12 protein-coding genes and 1 riboswitch are annotated in these 17,724 nt (G+C 64.1%); of the genes, 6 read left to right on the forward strand and 6 right to left on the reverse strand.

What is annotated here, in order from left to right:
* Window positions 1-42: 42 nt before the first annotated feature.
* From RT582_RS14620 to RT582_RS14630, 3 genes are all read left to right on the forward strand, one after another.
* Window positions 43-1,230, forward strand: a complete 1,188-nt coding sequence (locus RT582_RS14620; protein ID WP_014821300.1) for an acetate kinase — start codon at window positions 43-45, stop codon at window positions 1,228-1,230.
* Between the two features lie 164 nt (window positions 1,231-1,394).
* Window positions 1,395-3,491, forward strand: a complete 2,097-nt coding sequence (pta, locus tag RT582_RS14625; protein ID WP_313478128.1) for a phosphate acetyltransferase — start codon at window positions 1,395-1,397, stop codon at window positions 3,489-3,491.
* A gap of 131 nt (window positions 3,492-3,622) precedes the next feature.
* Entirely contained in the window at window positions 3,623-4,531 is a 909-nt protein-coding gene (locus RT582_RS14630; protein ID WP_125897744.1) for an acyltransferase, read from the forward strand.
* Between the two features lie 9 nt (window positions 4,532-4,540).
* Here RT582_RS14630 and RT582_RS14635 read toward each other — a convergent pair whose 3' ends face one another.
* The 6 genes from RT582_RS14635 to RT582_RS14660 form a co-directional block, all read right to left on the reverse strand.
* Window positions 4,541-6,664, reverse strand: coding sequence for a putative bifunctional diguanylate cyclase/phosphodiesterase (locus RT582_RS14635; RefSeq protein WP_101274379.1), 2,124 nt, complete (start codon window positions 6,662-6,664; stop codon window positions 4,541-4,543).
* Between the two features lie 126 nt (window positions 6,665-6,790).
* Window positions 6,791-10,507, reverse strand: coding sequence for a CHASE domain-containing protein (locus tag RT582_RS14640; protein ID WP_313478130.1), 3,717 nt, complete (start codon window positions 10,505-10,507; stop codon window positions 6,791-6,793).
* A gap of 148 nt (window positions 10,508-10,655) precedes the next feature.
* Complete coding sequence (locus RT582_RS14645; RefSeq protein WP_003302724.1) at window positions 10,656-11,309, reverse strand: OmpA family protein; 654 nt, start codon at window positions 11,307-11,309, stop codon at window positions 10,656-10,658.
* A gap of 138 nt (window positions 11,310-11,447) precedes the next feature.
* Window positions 11,448-12,092, reverse strand: a complete 645-nt coding sequence (locus RT582_RS14650) for an MBL fold metallo-hydrolase (RefSeq protein WP_041014793.1) — start codon at window positions 12,090-12,092, stop codon at window positions 11,448-11,450.
* Window positions 12,093-12,303: 211 nt separating this feature from the next.
* Window positions 12,304-13,989 (reverse strand): fatty acid--CoA ligase, encoded by a 1,686-nt coding sequence (locus RT582_RS14655; RefSeq protein ID WP_313478132.1) that lies wholly within the window; start codon window positions 13,987-13,989, stop codon window positions 12,304-12,306.
* A 106-nt stretch (window positions 13,990-14,095) separates the two neighbouring features.
* The gene (locus RT582_RS14660; RefSeq protein ID WP_313478134.1) at window positions 14,096-14,725 is read right to left on the reverse strand and encodes a LysE family translocator; all 630 of its coding nucleotides are present in this window, start codon (window positions 14,723-14,725) and stop codon (window positions 14,096-14,098) included.
* Between the two features lie 68 nt (window positions 14,726-14,793).
* Here RT582_RS14660 and RT582_RS14665 point away from each other — a divergent pair, with 68 nt between their 5' ends.
* The 3 genes from RT582_RS14665 to RT582_RS14675 all read left to right on the forward strand — a co-directional run bounded on the left by RT582_RS14665 (window position 14,794) and on the right by RT582_RS14675 (window position 17,685).
* Complete coding sequence (locus tag RT582_RS14665; protein ID WP_313478136.1) at window positions 14,794-15,753, forward strand: 2-hydroxyacid dehydrogenase; 960 nt, start codon at window positions 14,794-14,796, stop codon at window positions 15,751-15,753.
* A gap of 84 nt (window positions 15,754-15,837) precedes the next feature.
* The gene (locus tag RT582_RS14670; protein WP_313478138.1) at window positions 15,838-16,836 is read left to right on the forward strand and encodes a class I SAM-dependent methyltransferase; all 999 of its coding nucleotides are present in this window, start codon (window positions 15,838-15,840) and stop codon (window positions 16,834-16,836) included.
* Window positions 16,837-16,890: 54 nt separating this feature from the next.
* Window positions 16,891-17,007, forward strand: a riboswitch (yybP-ykoY riboswitch).
* 90 nt (window positions 17,008-17,097) lie between these two features.
* On the forward strand, window positions 17,098-17,685 hold the full coding sequence (locus RT582_RS14675; RefSeq protein WP_014821310.1) for a TMEM165/GDT1 family protein: 588 nt from the start codon (window positions 17,098-17,100) through the stop codon (window positions 17,683-17,685).
* The last annotated feature ends 39 nt before the right edge of the window (window positions 17,686-17,724 follow it).

Consider the following 17,724-nt stretch of genomic DNA (forward strand, 5'->3'; position numbering starts at 1 on the left):
TTGGCACCCATATCAATAACATTAGAGAACCAAGGAGCACCGATGTCGGCTCGTAACATCCTGGTGATTAACTGTGGCAGCTCGTCGATTAAGTTCGCCCTGGTCAACGAAGCGCAAGCGACCTTCCCGCTACAAGGCCTGGCCGAATGCATCGGCAGCCCGGAAGCCGTCATCCACTTCGAGAGCGCAGCCGGCAAGGAAAGCGTCAAGGTGCCGAATGCCGATCATCAGGCTGCTCTGGCCCAGATCCTGCCGCGCGTGGAAGACGCCGCTGGCGGCCATCTCGATGGCATCGGCCACCGCGTAGTGCACGGCGGCGAAAAGTTCTTTGCCTCCTCGCTGCTCACCGATGAAACCCTGGCCGGCATCGAAGCCAACATTCAGCTGGCGCCGCTGCACAACCCGGCCAACTTGAGCGGCATCCACGCCGCCATCAATCTGTTCCCCGAGCTGCCGCAGGTTGGCGTGTTCGACACCGCTTTCCACCAGACCATGCCCGAGCACGCTTACCGCTATGCCGTGCCGGATGTGCTGTACAAGGATCATGGTGTGCGCCGCTACGGCTTCCATGGCACCAGCCACCGCTACGTCAGCAAGCGCGCCGCCGAACTGGCCGGCGTACCGGTCGAGAACAGCAGCTGGCTGGTCGCTCACCTGGGCAACGGCTGCTCCACCTGCGCGGTAGTCAACGGTGAAAGCCGCGACACCAGCATGGGCCTGACGCCGCTCGAAGGCCTGGTGATGGGCACCCGCAGCGGTGACGTCGATCCGAGCCTGCACAACTTCCTGAGCAAGACGCTGGGCTGGGACCTGGCCAAGATCGACAACATGCTCAACAAGGAAAGCGGCCTGAAGGGCCTCTCCGGCCTGTCCAACGACATGCGCACCCTGGCCGATGCCCGCAACGCCGGTCATCCGGGTGCGGTACTGGCCTTCGAAGTGTTCTGCTACCGCCTGGCCAAGTCGCTGGCCGCCATGTCCTGCGCCCTGCCGCAGCTGGACGGCCTGGTGTTTACCGGTGGTATCGGCGAGAACTCCTCGGCAGTGCGCGAGCGGACACTGGAACACCTCAAGCTGTTCGGCTTCAAGCTCGACGCCGAAGCCAACGCCCGCTGCACCCGCGGCGTTGCCGGCGAAATCCAGGCTGAAGGCAGCCCGCGCGTCATGGTCGTCCCGACCAACGAGGAGCGCCAGATTGCCCTCGATACGCTGGCCCTGCTGGACGCCTGAGCGCAGTAGGCATGTAGCGATTCCGAGACCCGACAGCCCCTGGCGGTCGGGTCTTTGCACATCAGCGCCGCGGCAATCCGGCAGTTTCCGTCCCGAGGCAACTGCCCTAGCCTTGCCGGCGCCCAGCACCGTTACCCCGAGCACCCTGCCCTCAAGGAGATGCCATGCACACAATCTTTCTAGCCCCTACCGGTTTCGGCGGCGGCCTCAATTCCATCAGCCTCGGCCTGATACGCGCCCTGGAAAACGCCGGGCTGAAGGTCGGTTTCTTCAAGCCGATCGCCCAGCCCTTTCCGGTCGATCAGGGCCGTGAGCGCTCCTGCATCCTGGTCGAGCGCACCCTTAACCTGACCTCGCCCGAGCCGCTGCCGCTGGAGCAGGTAGAGCGTCAGCTCGCCGATGGCGAGATCGACCTGCTGCTCGAAGATGTCATCAGCCGCTACCAGGAAGTCGCTGCCGGCAAGGACGTGGTCATCGTCGAAGGCATGGTGCCCACCCGCGAGTCCAACTACACCCAGCGCATCAACACCCAGCTGGCCAAGAGCCTGGACGCCGAGGTTATCCTGATCGGCGCCCAGGGCAGCGACAGCCTCAAGCGCCTGGCCGAACGCATCGAGATCCAGGCGCAGCTGTACGGCGGCGCGAAGGACCCCAAGGTGCTTGGTGTCATCCTCAACAAGGTCAAGACCGAAGAAGGCCTGCCGGCTTTCGTCGACAGCCTCAAGCAGCACCTGCCGCTGCTGGGCAGCGCCGACTTCCAGCTGCTGGGCGCGATCCCCTTCTCCGAAGAGCTCAACGCACTGCGCACCCGAGACATCGCCGAGCTGCTCGGCGCTCAGGTACTGAGCGCCGGTGAAGCCGACCAGCGTCGCGTCAACAAGATCGTGCTGTGCGCGCGCGCCGTTCCGAACACCGTACAGCTGCTGCGGTCCGGCGTGCTGGTAGTGACGCCAGGCGACCGCGACGACATCATCCTGGCCGCCAGCCTGGCCTCGCTCAACGGCGAAAAACTCGCCGGCCTGCTGCTGTGCAGCGACTTCGCCCCGGACCCGCGCATTCTCGAGCTGTGCAAGGCTGCACTGGACGGCGGCCTGCCGGTGATGACCGTGGAGACCAACTCCTACGACACGGCGAACAACCTGTTCGGCCTGAACAAAGAGACCCCGTCGGACGACATCGAACGCGCCACACGGGTCACCGACTATATCGCCAAGCACCTGCACCCCGAGTTCCTGCACACCCGCTACAGCGTGCCGCGCGGTGAACTGCGCATGTCGCCGGCAGCCTTCCGCTACCAGCTGGTCAAACGCGCGCAGGATGCCAACAAGCGCATCGTGCTGCCCGAAGGCAACGAGCCGCGCACCATCCGCGCCGCCGCCATCTGCCAAGAGCGCGGCATCGCCCGCTGCGTGCTGCTGGCCAAGCCGGAAGAAGTCCAGCAGGTCGCTCGCGAGCAAGGCATCACCCTGCCCGCCAGCCTGGAGATTCTCGACCCGGACAACATCGCCAACCGTTATGTCGAGCCGATGTGCGAAATGCGCAAGGCCAAGGGCCTGACCCCGGACGATGCTCGCGAGCAGCTGAAGGACACCGTGGTCCTCGGCACCATGATGCTGGCGCTCGACGAGGTGGACGGCCTGGTTTCTGGTGCCGTGCACACCACCGCCAACACCATCCGCCCTGCCCTGCAGCTGATCAAGACCGCACCGGGCTACAGCCTGGTGTCCTCGGTGTTCTTCATGCTGCTGCCGGATCAGGTTCTGGTCTACGGCGATTGCGCGGTTAACCCGAACCCGAGCGCCACCGAGCTGGCGGAGATCGCCCTGCAGAGCGCCGAGTCCGCCGTGGCCCTGGGCGTCAACCCGCGCGTGGCGATGATCAGCTATTCCACCGGCAGCTCTGGCAGCGGTGCAGAAGTCGAGAAGGTCGCCGAAGCCACCCGCATCGCCCAGGGTCGTGCGCCCGAGCTGCCGATCGACGGCCCGCTGCAGTACGACGCCGCCTCCGTGCTCAGCGTCGGCAAGCAGAAGGCCCCTAACAGCAAGGTCGCCGGCCAGGCCACGGTGTTCATCTTCCCCGATCTGAACACCGGCAACACAACCTACAAAGCGGTTCAGCGCAACGCCAACTGCCTCAGCGTCGGCCCGATGCTGCAAGGCTTGGCCAAGCCGGTCAACGACCTGTCCCGCGGCGCCCTGGTGGATGACATCGTCTTCACCATCGCCCTGACCGCTCTGCAGGCTGCCAACCAGAAGGCCTGACGGCCGCTTCCGACTGGAGCCGCCTCGCCCTCCGGCAGGCGGCGCCAGTGCTTCACCCCTCTCGATAGTTGCAGTTCAGCGCGTAATCGCTACTCTTGGCGCCTCGAATCAGCCGTATCGACGAGAACTTCATGCTGAGCTTTCTCCCCGCTCCACTCCGCGGCACGCTCGCCGCCCTGCTGCTTGCGCTCAATACCCTGTTCTGGTGCTGGCCGCTGTTTGCGCTCTCGCTGCTCAAGCTGCTGTTTCCAATCCCTTCGATACAACGCAGCCTGCGCTTCGGCATGCACTGGATCGCCGAGTCCTGGATCGCGATGAACAGCTTCTGGATGGATCTGGTTCGCCCGATCCGCTGGGACGTGCAGGGTCTGGATCAGGTTGACATGCATCACTCCTACCTGGTCACCAGCAACCACCAGAGCTGGGCGGACATCCTCGTGCTGCAGTACCAGCTCAACCGGCGCATGCCGTTCCTCAAGTTCTTTCTCAAGCAGGAGCTGATCTGGGTCCCGGTGATCGGCCTGTGCTGGTGGGCGCTGGAGTTTCCCTTCATGAAGCGCTTCAGCAAGGAGTATCTGGCCAAGTACCCGGAGAAGCGTGGCGAGGACCTGGCGACCACACGCAAAGCCTGCGAGCGCTATCGGACCAATCCGGTGTCGGTGTTCAACTTCCTCGAAGGCACACGCTTCACCGAGGACAAGCACACCGAACAAGCCTCACCCTATCGCTATCTGCTCAAGCCAAGGGCTGGCGGCATCGCCTTCGTCATCGACGCCATGGGCGAGCAACTGACGGCGCTGATCAACATCACCATCCATTACCCCGACGGTCGCCCGAGTTTCTGGGACCTGCTCGCCGGCAATATCCATCAGGTAATCGTGCGCCTCCAGGCACAGCCGATACCCGCCGAATTCCTCCGCCGCAACTACGACCAGGACGAGTCGTATCGGCTGGCATTCCAGCAGTGGGTCAACGGGCTCTGGAGTGAAAAGGATCTGCAACTGGAGCAACTGCACCAGCAGTTTCCGGTGCAGCCCTGACCAGCTCGCTCAGAGCGCGTCCCAGGCGACCTGAGTGGGAAAGGCCCGTGCCTGCTCGGCGCTCAATGCCGGTGAGACGAGAAAGCCCTGCATGACGTCGCAGCCGTTCTCCACCAGCCAGTCAAGCTGCGCCCGGGTTTCCACGCCCTCGGCCACCACTTCCAGGTTGAGGTTGCGGCCCAGATCAATGATGGTGCTGACCACCGCCGCATCGCGGGGGGAATCCAGCATGTTGGCGATGAAAAGCCGGTCGATCTTCAGCGTATCCAGCTCGAAGTGCCGCAGATAAGCCAGCGACGAATAACCGGTGCCGAAATCGTCGATGGCCACGCGCACGCCGAGCTTGCGCAATTGCCGTAGTTTTTCGCAGCTCTGCTCGAGATCCTGCATCAGCGTGCCTTCGGTGACCTCCAGCTCCAGTTGCGCAGGGTGGAGCTGATATTCATCCAGCAGACGGCGAAGCGAATCGAACAGCCCAGCCCGGCTGAACTGCACCGGGCTGACGTTCAGGCTGAGAATCAGATCGCTGCCGAATGACGGCAGCCACTGACAGTACTGATTCATGCCTTCGCGCAGCACCCAGTCGCCGACCCGCTCGATCAACCGGGTTTCTTCCAGCAATGGGATGAAGTTGCCCGGCTGGTTTTCCTCTGCATCACCCTGGGGCCAGCGCAATAAACCCTCGAACCCCCTCAGCTTACCGGTCGCCAGCATGATCTGCGGTTGGTACAGCAGCTCGAAGTCGTTGCGCTCGGTGGCGCTGCGCAGGTTTTCCTCCATCATCAGCCGCGCATGCGCGCGTTCGTTCATGTCGCTGGAGAAGAATCGGTATTGGCGGCGACCGGCACGCTTGGCCTCGTACATCGCCATGTCTGCCGAGCGCAGCAGCTGATCGACGCTGACCCCGCAGTCGGGAAAGTGAGCGATGCCGATACTGGCACCAAGGGTCACCTCGGTACCGTCGATCCTGTGCCGTACCGAGATCAGCTCGATCAGCTTCTCCGCTACCCGTGCGGCATCCTCCGGGTGATCGAGGGAATCCAGCAGTGCCGTGAACTCGTCGCCGCCCATGCGCGCGATGATGTCGTAGGGACGCATGCAGGTCTCCAGCAGGCGCGCCACCTTGCACAGAATTTCGTCGCCGGCATCATGGCCGAGCGAATCGTTGATGCGCTTGAAGCCGTCCAGATCGATATAAAGGATGGCCATGCGCTTGCCGTTGCGATCGACCCGCGCCAGCGACGATTCCAGCGCCTGATGGAAGCCACGCCGGTTCAGCAGCCCGGTCAGCGAGTCGGTGACCGCCTGGGTCTCCAGCTGAACGTGAAGGTTGCGCACCACCGACATGTCCAACGCGATGACCACCATGGAGCGCTGCTGGCGCGGCAGCGGCGAACTGGACAACGCGACGGGCAACGGCGTACCGGTGGCGGTGTGCAGCTGCGCCTCGTGCAGACGATAGGTCGAGCCGCTGCGCCAGTAACGGTAGAAGTCCGACTCCTGCCAGTTGGCCGGCATCTCCGGCGCCGCCAGATGCGAGAGCAGCGGCGTGCCCTGCAGGTCCTCGACGCGGGTGTGCAGCATGCCGGCGATCGCCGGATTGGCGAAGCTGATATAGCCGTCCTCGGCGACCACCAGAATGCCCTCGGCCGCGTTGCTCAGGACCGAGGCATTGAATGCACGGGCGCTGTCCAGTTGCTGTGTGAGCAGTTGCAGATCACGGCGGTTGTGTTCGTGGGCCAGCAAGGTGTTGATCTTGTGCTTGAGCACCTGTGGATCGAACGGCTTGAGGATGAAGTCCACCGCTCCGGTGGCGTAACCGCGCAGCACGGAGTCGCGGGTATGCGCGATGGCCGAAACGAAGATGATCGGCGTGTAGCGGGTATGCGGGCTGCCACGCATCAGCCGGGCGACCTCGAAGCCATCCATGCCGGGCATCTGCACGTCCAGCAACACCAGCTCGACGTCCAGCTCCAGCAGTGCCCGCAGCGCAGCCTCGCCGGAGTTGACCGTGTGCACCTGCCAGTCACCATCGCCCAGCAAGGCTTCCATGGCCACCAGATTCGCTTCCCGGTCGTCCACCACCAGCAGCGTACGACTGCGAGGCTTGGCCTTGAGCTGCGTCTGCGTCATCGCCAACCTCCGAGCAATCCGTTGCCTAACTGCCGACAACAAGCGTCCCACGGGGAATTCGCGCACCAGGTGTCATATCGTTCGATCAACGCATCACCACAGGCATGTTCAACACGCACGACTTGCTTACTCCTCTTCAGCCTCGGCCGCACCGCTCTCCAGACCCAGCCATTGCTGCAACAGTGCCGCCAGCGCCGTGGCCTCGACGGGTTTGAGCAAAACGTCGTCGGCACCAGCCGCCATGCAACGCTCGCGCTCATCCCCACCAGTCGTTGTCACCAGCGCAACGATGGGGGCCTGACAGTCATGCACCTGCTTCAGCCGCTGCGCCAAATCAGGACCTTCCGCCCCAGGCTGGCTCATGTCCAGCAGTACCAGATCGAAGGCATCCTCATCGAAACGCTCGACCGCTTCGTCGGCACTTGTGGCCGGGACCACCAGCAGCCCGAGCTCATCGAGCTGGGCGGTCAGCGAATAGATCAGCCGTACATCCTCATCCACCAGCAGCACGCGCCGGCCCGACGCCGCCACCTGCAGCGAAGCCGCGGCGCTTGGCGACGACACCGTTGGCCCTCGGCGCACCAGTTCTCCCATACGTTTCACATCATCCTCCTTGGAAAGTGCTGAAGCCGAATAACGGCGCAAGTGTTGCAGGTCTGTATCCGACAGCTTTTCACGACTGTTCACCAACACCGTGACGCCGCGAAGCGAACGCAGGCGCTCCAGCGCATCCAGCAGATCCAGCCCGTTGCCGTCTGCCAGCTCCTGCTCGACCACCACCACGGTGAAATTCTGTTCTGCATACGCCAGCCGGGCCGCTTCGGCGCCCCCCGCCAGCGTGACGCTATAGCCGACCCGCTCGAAGTACTCACGGATCAGTTCGCGGCGACGGGGATCGGTCTCCACCAGCAGTAGGCGCAGCGAATTCTGTTCGTGGCGCGCCAGTTCGATGAAGATGCGCTCGAGTTCGGCCTGCGCTACCGGCTTGACCAGATAGCGCGAACCATCGTCATGCCAGTCGTGAGGCTGCGGCACGCAGGAAATGATCAGCACCGGCATGCCCTGATGACGCTCGTCGCCACGCAACTCCCGATGCACCTGCCAACCACTGATGTCCGGCAGCAGGATGTCAAGGATCACTGCGGCAAAGTGCTCGCGCCGCAGGGCTTCCAGCCCCTGCTGGCCGGTGCTGCAGATCAGGCTGGTAAAGCCGTGGCTCTGCCCGACCTCCGCCACTACCGATGCGAAATCGGCATCGTCCTCGATGATCAGCAGCCCCGGACCACGCCCACGGCGCTGCGGTTGGCGCGGCAACAGCGGCTGCGCTGATGCGCCCGACGTCGACTCCACCGGCAATCGCACAGTGAAGGTGGCGCCGTTGCCGAGTTCGCTATCAACCGTGACGTGCCCCCCGAGCACCTCCACCAACTGGCGAGTGATCGCCAGGCCCAGACCGGTGCCGCCGTAGTGACGGCTGATCGAACCATCGATCTGCTGGAACGCCTGGAAGATCCGCTCCTGCTGGTCCTTGGCGATGCCGATGCCACTGTCACGTACCTGCAGCTGCAGGATTTGTCCGTCAGCGTCCTCCGGCGGGTAGCTCGCCAGCAACTCCACCTGCCCCTGCTCGGTGAACTTCAAGGCGTTGGTCAACAGGTTGCGCAGAATCTGCTGCAGCCGGGCCCGGTCGGAATTCAGCGCAGGCGGTACGTCGGCGTCGACCACCACCTTCAGCGCCAAGCCCTTCTGCTCGGCCATCGGCGTCAGCGAGGTTTCCAGTTCGGTCAGCAACTCACGCAGGTTCAGCGGCTCCAGCTTGAGTTGCATATGGCCGGACTCGATCTTGGCGAGATCCAGCACATCGTTGATCAACTGCAGAAGCTCATGACCGGCGCGATGAATGATGTCGGCATGCCGGACCTGCTTGTCGTTGAGGTTGCCCGAGCCGTTCTGACGCAGCTGATCGCTGAGGATGAGAATGCTATTGAGCGGCGTGCGCAGCTCGTGGGACATATTGGCGAGGAACTCGGATTTGTAGCGATTGGCTACTGCCAGCTGGTCGGCCTGCTCGCGCAAGCGACGCTCGGCCGCCTTGCGGTGACTGATATCGATGATCACCGCCTGCACCAGCTGCTCGTCGCCACTGCGCAAGGGCGACAGGCCGATTTCCACAGGCAACGCGCTGCCGTCGCGGTGGCGGCCGAACAGCTCGCGGTTGCCGCCCATGCGACGTGGTTCCGGATTCTCGGCATAACCCTGGCGCAGACCGCGATGCGCTTCACGCAAGGCTTCGGGCAACAGCAGTTCCACGGGCTGCCCGACCAGCTCCTGGCGCTCATAGCCGAACAGCAGCTCGGTCTGGCGATTGACCATGACGATATCGCCGCGGGTATCCACCAGCACAAAGGCATTGGGCGAGGCCTCGACGACATTACGGAAGCGCTCCTCGTCGCGCTTGCGCGCCTGCAGATCGAGCAGATTCAGGACGTAATACAAGACATCGTCATGTCTGAAGCTGGTCAGGCTGACGGCAACCGGGATCGCCTTGCCGTCCTCGCGCTGCGCCTGCAGTTCGAGCTGACTGGTTTCGCGCAGTTGCCCGAGCACCTGCTCGCCGAGCACGCCGGGCACGTAACGACTCACACGCTCGCCGGCCAGCAGCTCCGTCGAGCTGCCGAACAGCTGCCCGGCGCTCTGGTTGGCCAGTTCGATGCGCCCACCGGCGTTGCATAGCAGGGTCGCCACGGGCAATTGTTCGATCAGCTGACGGAAGCGCGCCTCGCGCTCCTGCAATTGCAGGCTCAATACCTGACTGTTGCGCAGCGCACGTTCGCGCAGATACAAATAGCCGCCCACCAGCAACGAGAACAATGCCGCCGCCATAAGCGCCGCCGCGAGGCTGAAGGCCCGATTGTTGTCACGCAGCACCGCCTCGTATTCCGGCGTGCTGGCCACCTGCAGCTGCCAGCTGCGGCCGTACATGTAAATATTCCGAGTGCGCTGGAACTTAGCGTCGGCACTGACCGGCGCACGTCCGGTGAGCAGTGGCGACTCCGGATTGGCAGCATCGAACAGCTGCAGTTGCAGCATTCGGCTGCGCGAGCCGAGGATGCCTTCCATCAGGTCGGTCAGACGGAAGGCGCCGTGCAGGGTGCCGACAAAGGCGCGCTGACGCTCCTCCTCGGTGGTAACCGGCGCCGTCGCCGCATAGATCGGAAAGAACAACAGAACACCCACCTGGACGTTCTGCTCGGTTTCCTGCTTGAGGCGCAACGGCCCCGTGAGCACCGGATTGCCACTGTTGCGCGTACTGATGATCGCCTCGCGGCGGGTCGCCTCACTGAACAGATCGAAGCCGAGCACCCGCCGATTGCGCCAGTCGGTCGGATGGATGTAGTCGGTCACCACGTACTCTTCGCGGTCGCCCGGCGGATACATGCGAAAGCGCTCGCGGCCGGAGGCGCGGATCTGGTCGATCAGGGTGGTGAGGGTTTCCGGCGTCGCATGCCGCGCCAGCGCGACAGCCTGGATGCCCGGATAGAAGTCCTGGAGCTGCAGCTGATCCACGGCCCGCGCCCAGTCATCGATGCGGACCTCGTCGCTGCCGGCAACGACGCCAGCAAGCCCGCGCAAGACCATCTCGTAGGCGCGCATCCGCTCGCGTAGCGTGTGTTCGATGTCATCTACAGCGAAGGTGAAGCGCTGCTCATGCTCGACCTTGCTGCGCTGTTCCTGGACATGCCACTGCCAGCCGATCCATCCACCCAGGCCCGCCATCAGGGCCAGAGCGACCAATAATGGCAACCAGGACCTGCGGGAATGGAGAGCGGTACGATCATCCATTCGACCTCCTCTGTGCCACAACTGGCGTGCTATCGAATGTCAGATACGAATAGCGCAGAGAGGTTCAATGGAAGCAGAGACAAACGGAATTATGGCGTCTGAATTTCGACGCCAGCGAGGCCGTTGCAGCCCCGCGGCCTATGAATACTTACAACGGACGCAGGTTGATCTCGACGCGGCGGTTCTGCGCGCGACCGGCAGCTGTATCGTTGCTGGCGATCGGCTGACTGGGGCCGGCACCGTAGGAAGAAATCCGCGAAGCGGCCACACCATTGCCGACCAGGTAGGAAGCAACACTCTGGGCGCGGCGGTTGGACAGGTCCTGGTTCAGCTGCAGGGAGCCGGTGCTGTCGGTGTGGCCGACGATATCGACGCCGTTCTTGTTGAACTCCTTGAACACCTGCACCAGGGAATTCAGGGTCGGGTAGAAGCTGCTGGAGATATCCGCCGAGTTGCTGGCGAAGGTGATGTTGCCGGGCATGATCAGCGTCAGGTTGTCACCATTGCGCTGAACCTGAACACCGGTGCCCTGCAGCGTCTGGCGCAGCTTGGCCTCCTGGGTGTCGACGTAGTAGCCATAGCCACCGGCAGCCGCACCACCGACCGCTGCACCGATCAACGCGCCCTTGGTGCGATCCTTCTTGCTCGAGGTCGCCGCACCGATGACGGCGCCACTGACGGCGCCGATACCACCGTAAACGCCGGCCTTGCCGGCTTGCTGCTCGCCAGTGTAGGGATTGGTGGTGCATCCCACCAGCAGAGCGACGCTCGCTGCGAGGGCGGTCATGTTCAGCATTTTCATAGTTACTTCCTTCTCTCGTCGGTTACCAGGGCAATCCCCAGCCCTTGCGAGCGCGGCCCTGAATGCGGCGCTAGAGTACCATCGGTCACCGCCAGGGATAGGAACCGTGCAGCAGAACCCGGCCAACGGCACCCCGGGTCAGGCCCGGACGAAAGGATTCTCGCGCATTTCGTCCCCCAGCCGCGTATCCGGGCCGTGGCCGGTCACCACGGTCGCGTCTTCATCCAGCGAGTAGAGCCGCTGCTTGATGGAGCGCTCGATGGTGGCGTAGTCACCACCCCACAGATCGGTGCGCCCGATGCCGCGGCGGAACAGGGTGTCGCCCGCGATCAGCAATTTGGCGTCGGCGAACCAGAAGCTCATGGATCCCGGCGTATGCCCCGGCGTGTGCAATGCCACGCCACAGCCACAGGCCAGCTCCTCATCGTCGCTCAGCCACTGATCGGGCGCTGGCACCGGACGGTAAGGCACGCCGAACATGCGGCACTGCATCTCCAGGTTGTCCCAGAGCACCTGATCGGCCTTGTGCAGATGGAGCGTGGCGCCGGTCTTCTCCTTCATCGAGCCGGATGCGAGGAAGTGGTCCAGGTGCGCATGGGTATGGATGATGCTCACCACCTTCAGGCCATGGGCGTCGAGTCGCGCCATGATCAGTTCAGGATCGCCACCCGGATCGACCACGATGGCTTTCTTGCTGACAGGATCGCCAATGATCGTGCAGTTGCACTGCAAAGGGCCGACGGGGAAGGTTTCGCGAATCAGCATCGGTTGGGTGGCAGCCATGACGTCCTCGGGTGCTTGGCAATCTCTCGCTGCGCGGGCGCGCAGGGAGGGCAGCTTGCCGAGTGGGCAGGCTTCAGGCAACTGCCGGATCGACAGCGATTGCCCGCCGCGATGGTTCAGGCCGATCGCGACGGTGATCACCCGGTATCAGGGCGCCCGGCAAATCCGTGGACGGCCCCTACCGGGCGTTGAATCGATACGCGACCGCGCTTCAGCTGAGCGAGGTCTGCTCGGCGCTCCTCTCTTTCTGCCAACGCGCGATTTCGCTGCGGATGCGCTTCTTGTCCAGCTTACCGACGCTGGTCTTGGGAATCTCGCTGACCACCGCGATCTGCTGCGGGATCGCCCACTTGTTGATGTGCCCCTCGGCCACCGCCGGCTCAAGGAAGGTCTGCAAGTCGGCAGCGCTCAGTTCGCGGCCTTCGCCCAGCACCACCAGGGCAAAGGGTCGCTCACCCCAGCGCTCGTCCGGCACACCAACCACGGCGACATCGCGCACCGCCTCATGACGGCTGATCAGCCCTTCAAGGGTGAGGGAGGACAGCCACTCACCACCGGTCTTGATCACGTCCTTGATGCGGTCGCGAATCTCGATATTGGCCATCTCGTCGATGACCGCGACGTCGCCGGTGTGCAGCCAGCCATCAGCCCACAGCTCTTCGCTCTTCTCCGGCTCGTTGTAATAGCCCTGGGTCAGCCAGGGTGCACGCAGCACCAGCTCGCCCTGGGAGCTTCCATCCGCCGGCAGGAAGCTGCCGTCCGCCGCCTGAATCGCCGCATCGACCAGCACCACCGGGACGCCGGCCTTGAGGTGGAAGGTACTGCGGGTGTCTTCGTCGGCCTCGAGCAGCTCGTCGTTGATGTGCGCGCCGGAAATCAGCGGGCAGGTCTCGGACATACCGTAGGCAGCGATCAGGTTCATGCCACGGGCCTTGGCCTGGTCATACAGGCCGCGGGTCAGCGCACTGCCGCCAATGGTGATCTTCCAGCCCTTGAAATCGGTGCCCTGCGCCGCCTTGGCGTTGAGCAGCATCTGCACGATGGTCGGCACGCAATGGGAGAAAGTCACCTGCTCACGGCGCCACAGGTCGATCAGGTACTCGGGATCGTAACGCCCGGGATAGACCTGCTTGAGGCCGAGCATGGTGGCGACGTAGGGCAAACCCCAGGCATGCACATGGAACATCGGCGTGATCGGCATGTAGACGTCGTCCGAGCCCATCAGCCGAGGATTCTCCCGGCAGCCGACCGTCACTGCCGCAGCCAGGGTGTGCAGCACCAGCTGGCGATGGGTGAAGTAGACGCCCTTGGGGTTTCCGGTGGTGCCGGTGGTGTAGAAGGTCGTGGCGACCGAGTCCTCGTCGAAATCGGGAAAGTCGTAGCTCGGCTCGGCGGCAGCCAGCAGGCTTTCGTACTCGCCGACGCAATCCGGCAGGCCGGCGTCGTGCACGTCGCCATCGGTGAGCAGCAGCGTCTTCTGCACGGTGGTCAGCTGCCCGGCAATCGCCTGGTACAGCGGCACGAACTCGCTGTTGACCAGCACGAAGCGGTCATCGGCGTGGTTCATGGTGTAGAGGATCTGGTCCGGCGAGAGGCGCACGTTGATGGTATGCACCACGGCGCCGATCATCGGGATGGCGAACATGCATTCCAGATAGCGGTGGCTGTCCCAGTCCATCACCGCCACGGTGTCACCTGCCTTGACGCCGGCTGCAGTCAGCACGTTGGCCAACCGCGCGACACGTTGATTCAGGGTGCGGTAGTCGTAACGCAGCTGGTCACGGTAGACGATCTCGCGGATGCGCTCGTAGCGCACGCCGGACAACAGCAGGCGCTTGATCAGCAGAGGGTACTGGTAAGCGTTCGCCGCGGGCTTGATGACACGGGTCTGCAGCATGAGGGGCATCCTGTTCTTGTTGGAGTTGTAAACAGCACTCTAGAGCGTCCGCCCCCAGGCAAAATCAGTCCAAAGGATTATTTTCCGCGCACCTCGTTTCAGCGTGTTAACCGATCTCGCTTACCGCCAGGCGTACACCAAGGCCGATCAGCACGGCGCCGGTCAGCCTGTCGAACCAGTGGCCCATTCGCGCAAACCCAGCACGCACGCGGCCTCGGCTGAACAGCCAGGCCACCAGCAGAAACCACAGCGCGGTGGCACCGGCGAGGTAGACGCCGTAACCGGCCTGCACCAACAGTGGCGTATCGGCGCTGATCACGACCGTGAATAGCGAGAGGAAGAACAGCGTGGCCTTGGGATTCAGGCCATTGGTGACGAAGCCGACGACGAACGCCTGCCAGGGTGAGCGATCCGACGTGGTGTCGACCTCGTCTGCCGTATCCAGGCTCATGGGTCGTGCACGCAGCGCGCGCCAGCCGAGATAGAGCAGATAGCCTGCAGCCAGCCACTTGAAGAGGTTGAACAGCACAATCGACTGCGAGACGATCAGGCCGATACCGAGCAGGGAATAGGCGACGTGGACGAATATCCCGCAGCCGACGCCCAGCGCCGTCCAGCTTCCGACACGACGACCCTGGGTCACGCTTTCGCGGACCACCACCGCGAAATCCGGTCCCGGGCTGGCCACCGCGAGCAGATGCACCAGCGCCACGGTCATAAATTCCATCCAGTACACAATCCAGTCTCCACGCAATGCCGGGCTTCATTGTCGATCAGCCCCGGCTTCTTCGAAAGGTACAGTTGATGTCCAGTCGCGCCGTTTTCCTCGATCTTTCCCCACTCGAACAAGGCGACCTCGATCTGACCCCGCTGCAGGACGCGTTCGGCGAACTCGTGTGTCATGAGCAAAGCACAGCGGATCAGATTGTCGAGCGTCTGCGCGGCGCGCAGGTGGCCATCGTCAACAAGGTCGCGCTGAGTGCAGACACCCTGGCGGCCTGCCCCGATCTCAAGCTGATCCTGGTCTCTGCCACCGGAGTCAACAACATCAACCTGCAGGCCGCTGGCGAGCGCGGCATCGTGGTATGCAACTGCCAGGCCTACGGCACCCCGACCGTAGCCCAGCACACCCTGATGTTGCTGCTGGCACTGGCCACGCGCCTGCCCGACTACCAGGCGGCCGTCGCCCGCGGCCGCTGGCAGGAAAGCGGTCAGTTCTGCCTGCTGGACTTCCCCATCGTCGAGCTGGAAGGCAAGACCCTCGGCCTGCTCGGCCACGGAGAACTCGGCAGCGCGGTGTCGCGACTGGCCGAGGCGTTCGGTATGCGCGTGCTGGTCGGCAACCTGCCGGGACGGCCGAAGCGCCCGGAACGCCTGGATCTGGACGAACTGCTGCCGCAGGTGGACGCATTGACGCTGCATTGCCCGCTGACAGAGCAGACGCGCAATCTGATCGGTGCGCGCGAGCTGCAACTGATGAAGCCGAGCGCGTTCCTGATCAACGCCGCCCGTGGTGGCCTGGTCGATGAACAGGCATTGGCCGATGCCCTGCGCCGCGGTCACCTGGGTGGTGCCGCCACCGACGTTCTGACCAGCGAGCCGCCGAGCGACGACAACCCGCTGCTGGACCCGAGCCTGCCCCGCCTGATCATCACCCCACACAGCGCCTGGGGCAGCCGCGAGGCGCGCCAGCGCATCGTCGGCCAGCTCGCCGAGAACGCAACGGCCTTCTTTGCCGGCGCACCATTTCGGCAGGTGAACTGAGCACCGGCCCAGGGGCTGGGCGTCCCGGCTTGCGAGAAAACGCCGATAGCCCCTAAGCTCCCCAACTTTTTCCGGGAAACGCCAATGGACCCTCGAAGCGAAGTGCTGCTGCGTCAGGCCGAGCTGTTTCAAGGCCGGCTGCTGCTGGCCGGGCCGCCCGCCGACGACCTGCTGGGTCAGCTTCCCGCCGCGGTTGGCTGGAGCTGGCATGCAGGCGAGCAGCAATTGCTGGACCGTCGCTTCGGCGGGCGTTGCAGCTTTGGCGTCGCACCGGTACCGGGCGAGTTCGACGCCGCCGTGCTGTTCCTGCCGAAATCCCGCGAACTCACCGACTATCTGCTGCAAACGCTGGCGGCGCGCCTCAACGGACGGCCGCTGTATCTGGTCGGCGAGAAACGTGCCGGCGTCGAGCGCGCCGCCAGGCAACTGGCCGGGTTAGGCCGCGCACGCAAGCTCGACAGCGCCCGCCACTGCCAGCTCTGGCAGGTAATGGTCGAGCAGGCACCTGCTGCTCCCGAACTGGACGCCCTGGCACACCATTTCACCCTCGAGCTGGCGGACGGCCCGTTGCAGGTCATCAGCCTGCCCGGCGTGTTCAGCCATGGTCGCCTGGATGTCGGCAGCGCCCTGCTGCTCGAGCATCTCGATGACCTCCCAAGTGGGCGCGTGCTCGACTTCGGCTGTGGGGCCGGCATTCTCGGCGCCACGCTCAAGCGTCGCTATCCGCAAAGCAATCTGCTGCTGCTGGATGTGGACGCCTTCGCCATCGAGAGCAGCCGCAGGACGCTCGCCGCGAACGGACTCGAAGCTGAAGTGATTGCCGGGGATGGCATCGACGCCGCGCCACGACACCTGGCGGCGATCGTCAGCAACCCGCCGTTCCACCAGGGCGTGCACACCAGCTACCGGGCCAGCGAGGCGCTGATCGAGCGCGCCGCCGAGCACCTGGTCAGCGGTGGCGAGCTGCGCCTGGTAGCCAACGCGTTCCTCAGGTATCCCCCCCTGGTCGAGCAGCATCTTGGCCCCTGTCACACGCTTGCCGAGCGCGACGGCTTCCGTATCTACCGCGCCGTGCACCCCTAACGCCAGCGACCGGCGGTTGCACCGACCGGCCGGTTGCGGCAAACTCGCCGCCGTCCTTGGGGGAGTAGTCTCCGACGAGCGCCCTGCTCGTCCGGCATGCGTCAACATACTTGGTCCGCAGACCATGGCGCATGCGACCGGCCAGCGCGTAACGATACGCCAGGCCAGGTTTGACAAGACCCATGACATGTACACCTGACCCGGGCGGGCAGGCTGCGCATGTCATGGTGAATCTGTCGACCCGCCCTAAAGGAATGCCGCTTGGAATCGTTTTTCGTCCCCACCCTGATCGTTGCGCTCGCTGAAATCGGCGACAAGACGCAGTTGCTCGCGCTGCTGCTGGCGGCGCGTTATCGGCGACCGTGGCCGATCATCTGGGGCATCGTCGTCGCCACACTGGCCAACCATGCCGCCGCCGGCGCGGTCGGCAGCTGGGTATCGAGCCTGCTTTCGCCGGTGGCGCTGAGCTGGATACTGGCGGCAAGCTTCGCCGCGGTTGCGCTGTGGACGCTGGTGCCGGACAAACTGGATGACGACGATGCCAAGCTGGGCCGCGCCTACGGCCCCTTCGTCGCGACAACGATCGCCTTCTTCATTGCCGAGATGGGCGACAAGACCCAGGTCGCGACGGTGATGCTCGCCGCACAGTATCCGGAATTCATTCTGGTCATCCTCGGCACCACGGTCGGCATGCTGCTGGCCAACGTTCCGGTGGTGCTGATCAGCCACTTCGCCGCCGACCGCCTGCCGTTGACGCTGATCCGCCGGGTCGCCGCGGCCGGCTTTGCCGCACTCGCGCTGTACGCCGGCTATCAGGCGCTGTCCATGAGCACGATTGTCTCAGGCTGATACCCAGCGCAAATCTGCGCCACCGGGGAGCTGATAGAG

The organism is Stutzerimonas kunmingensis, from assembly GCF_032106285.1.
In the GTDB taxonomy this organism is placed as follows: Bacteria; Pseudomonadota; Gammaproteobacteria; order Pseudomonadales; family Pseudomonadaceae; genus Stutzerimonas; species Stutzerimonas kunmingensis_B.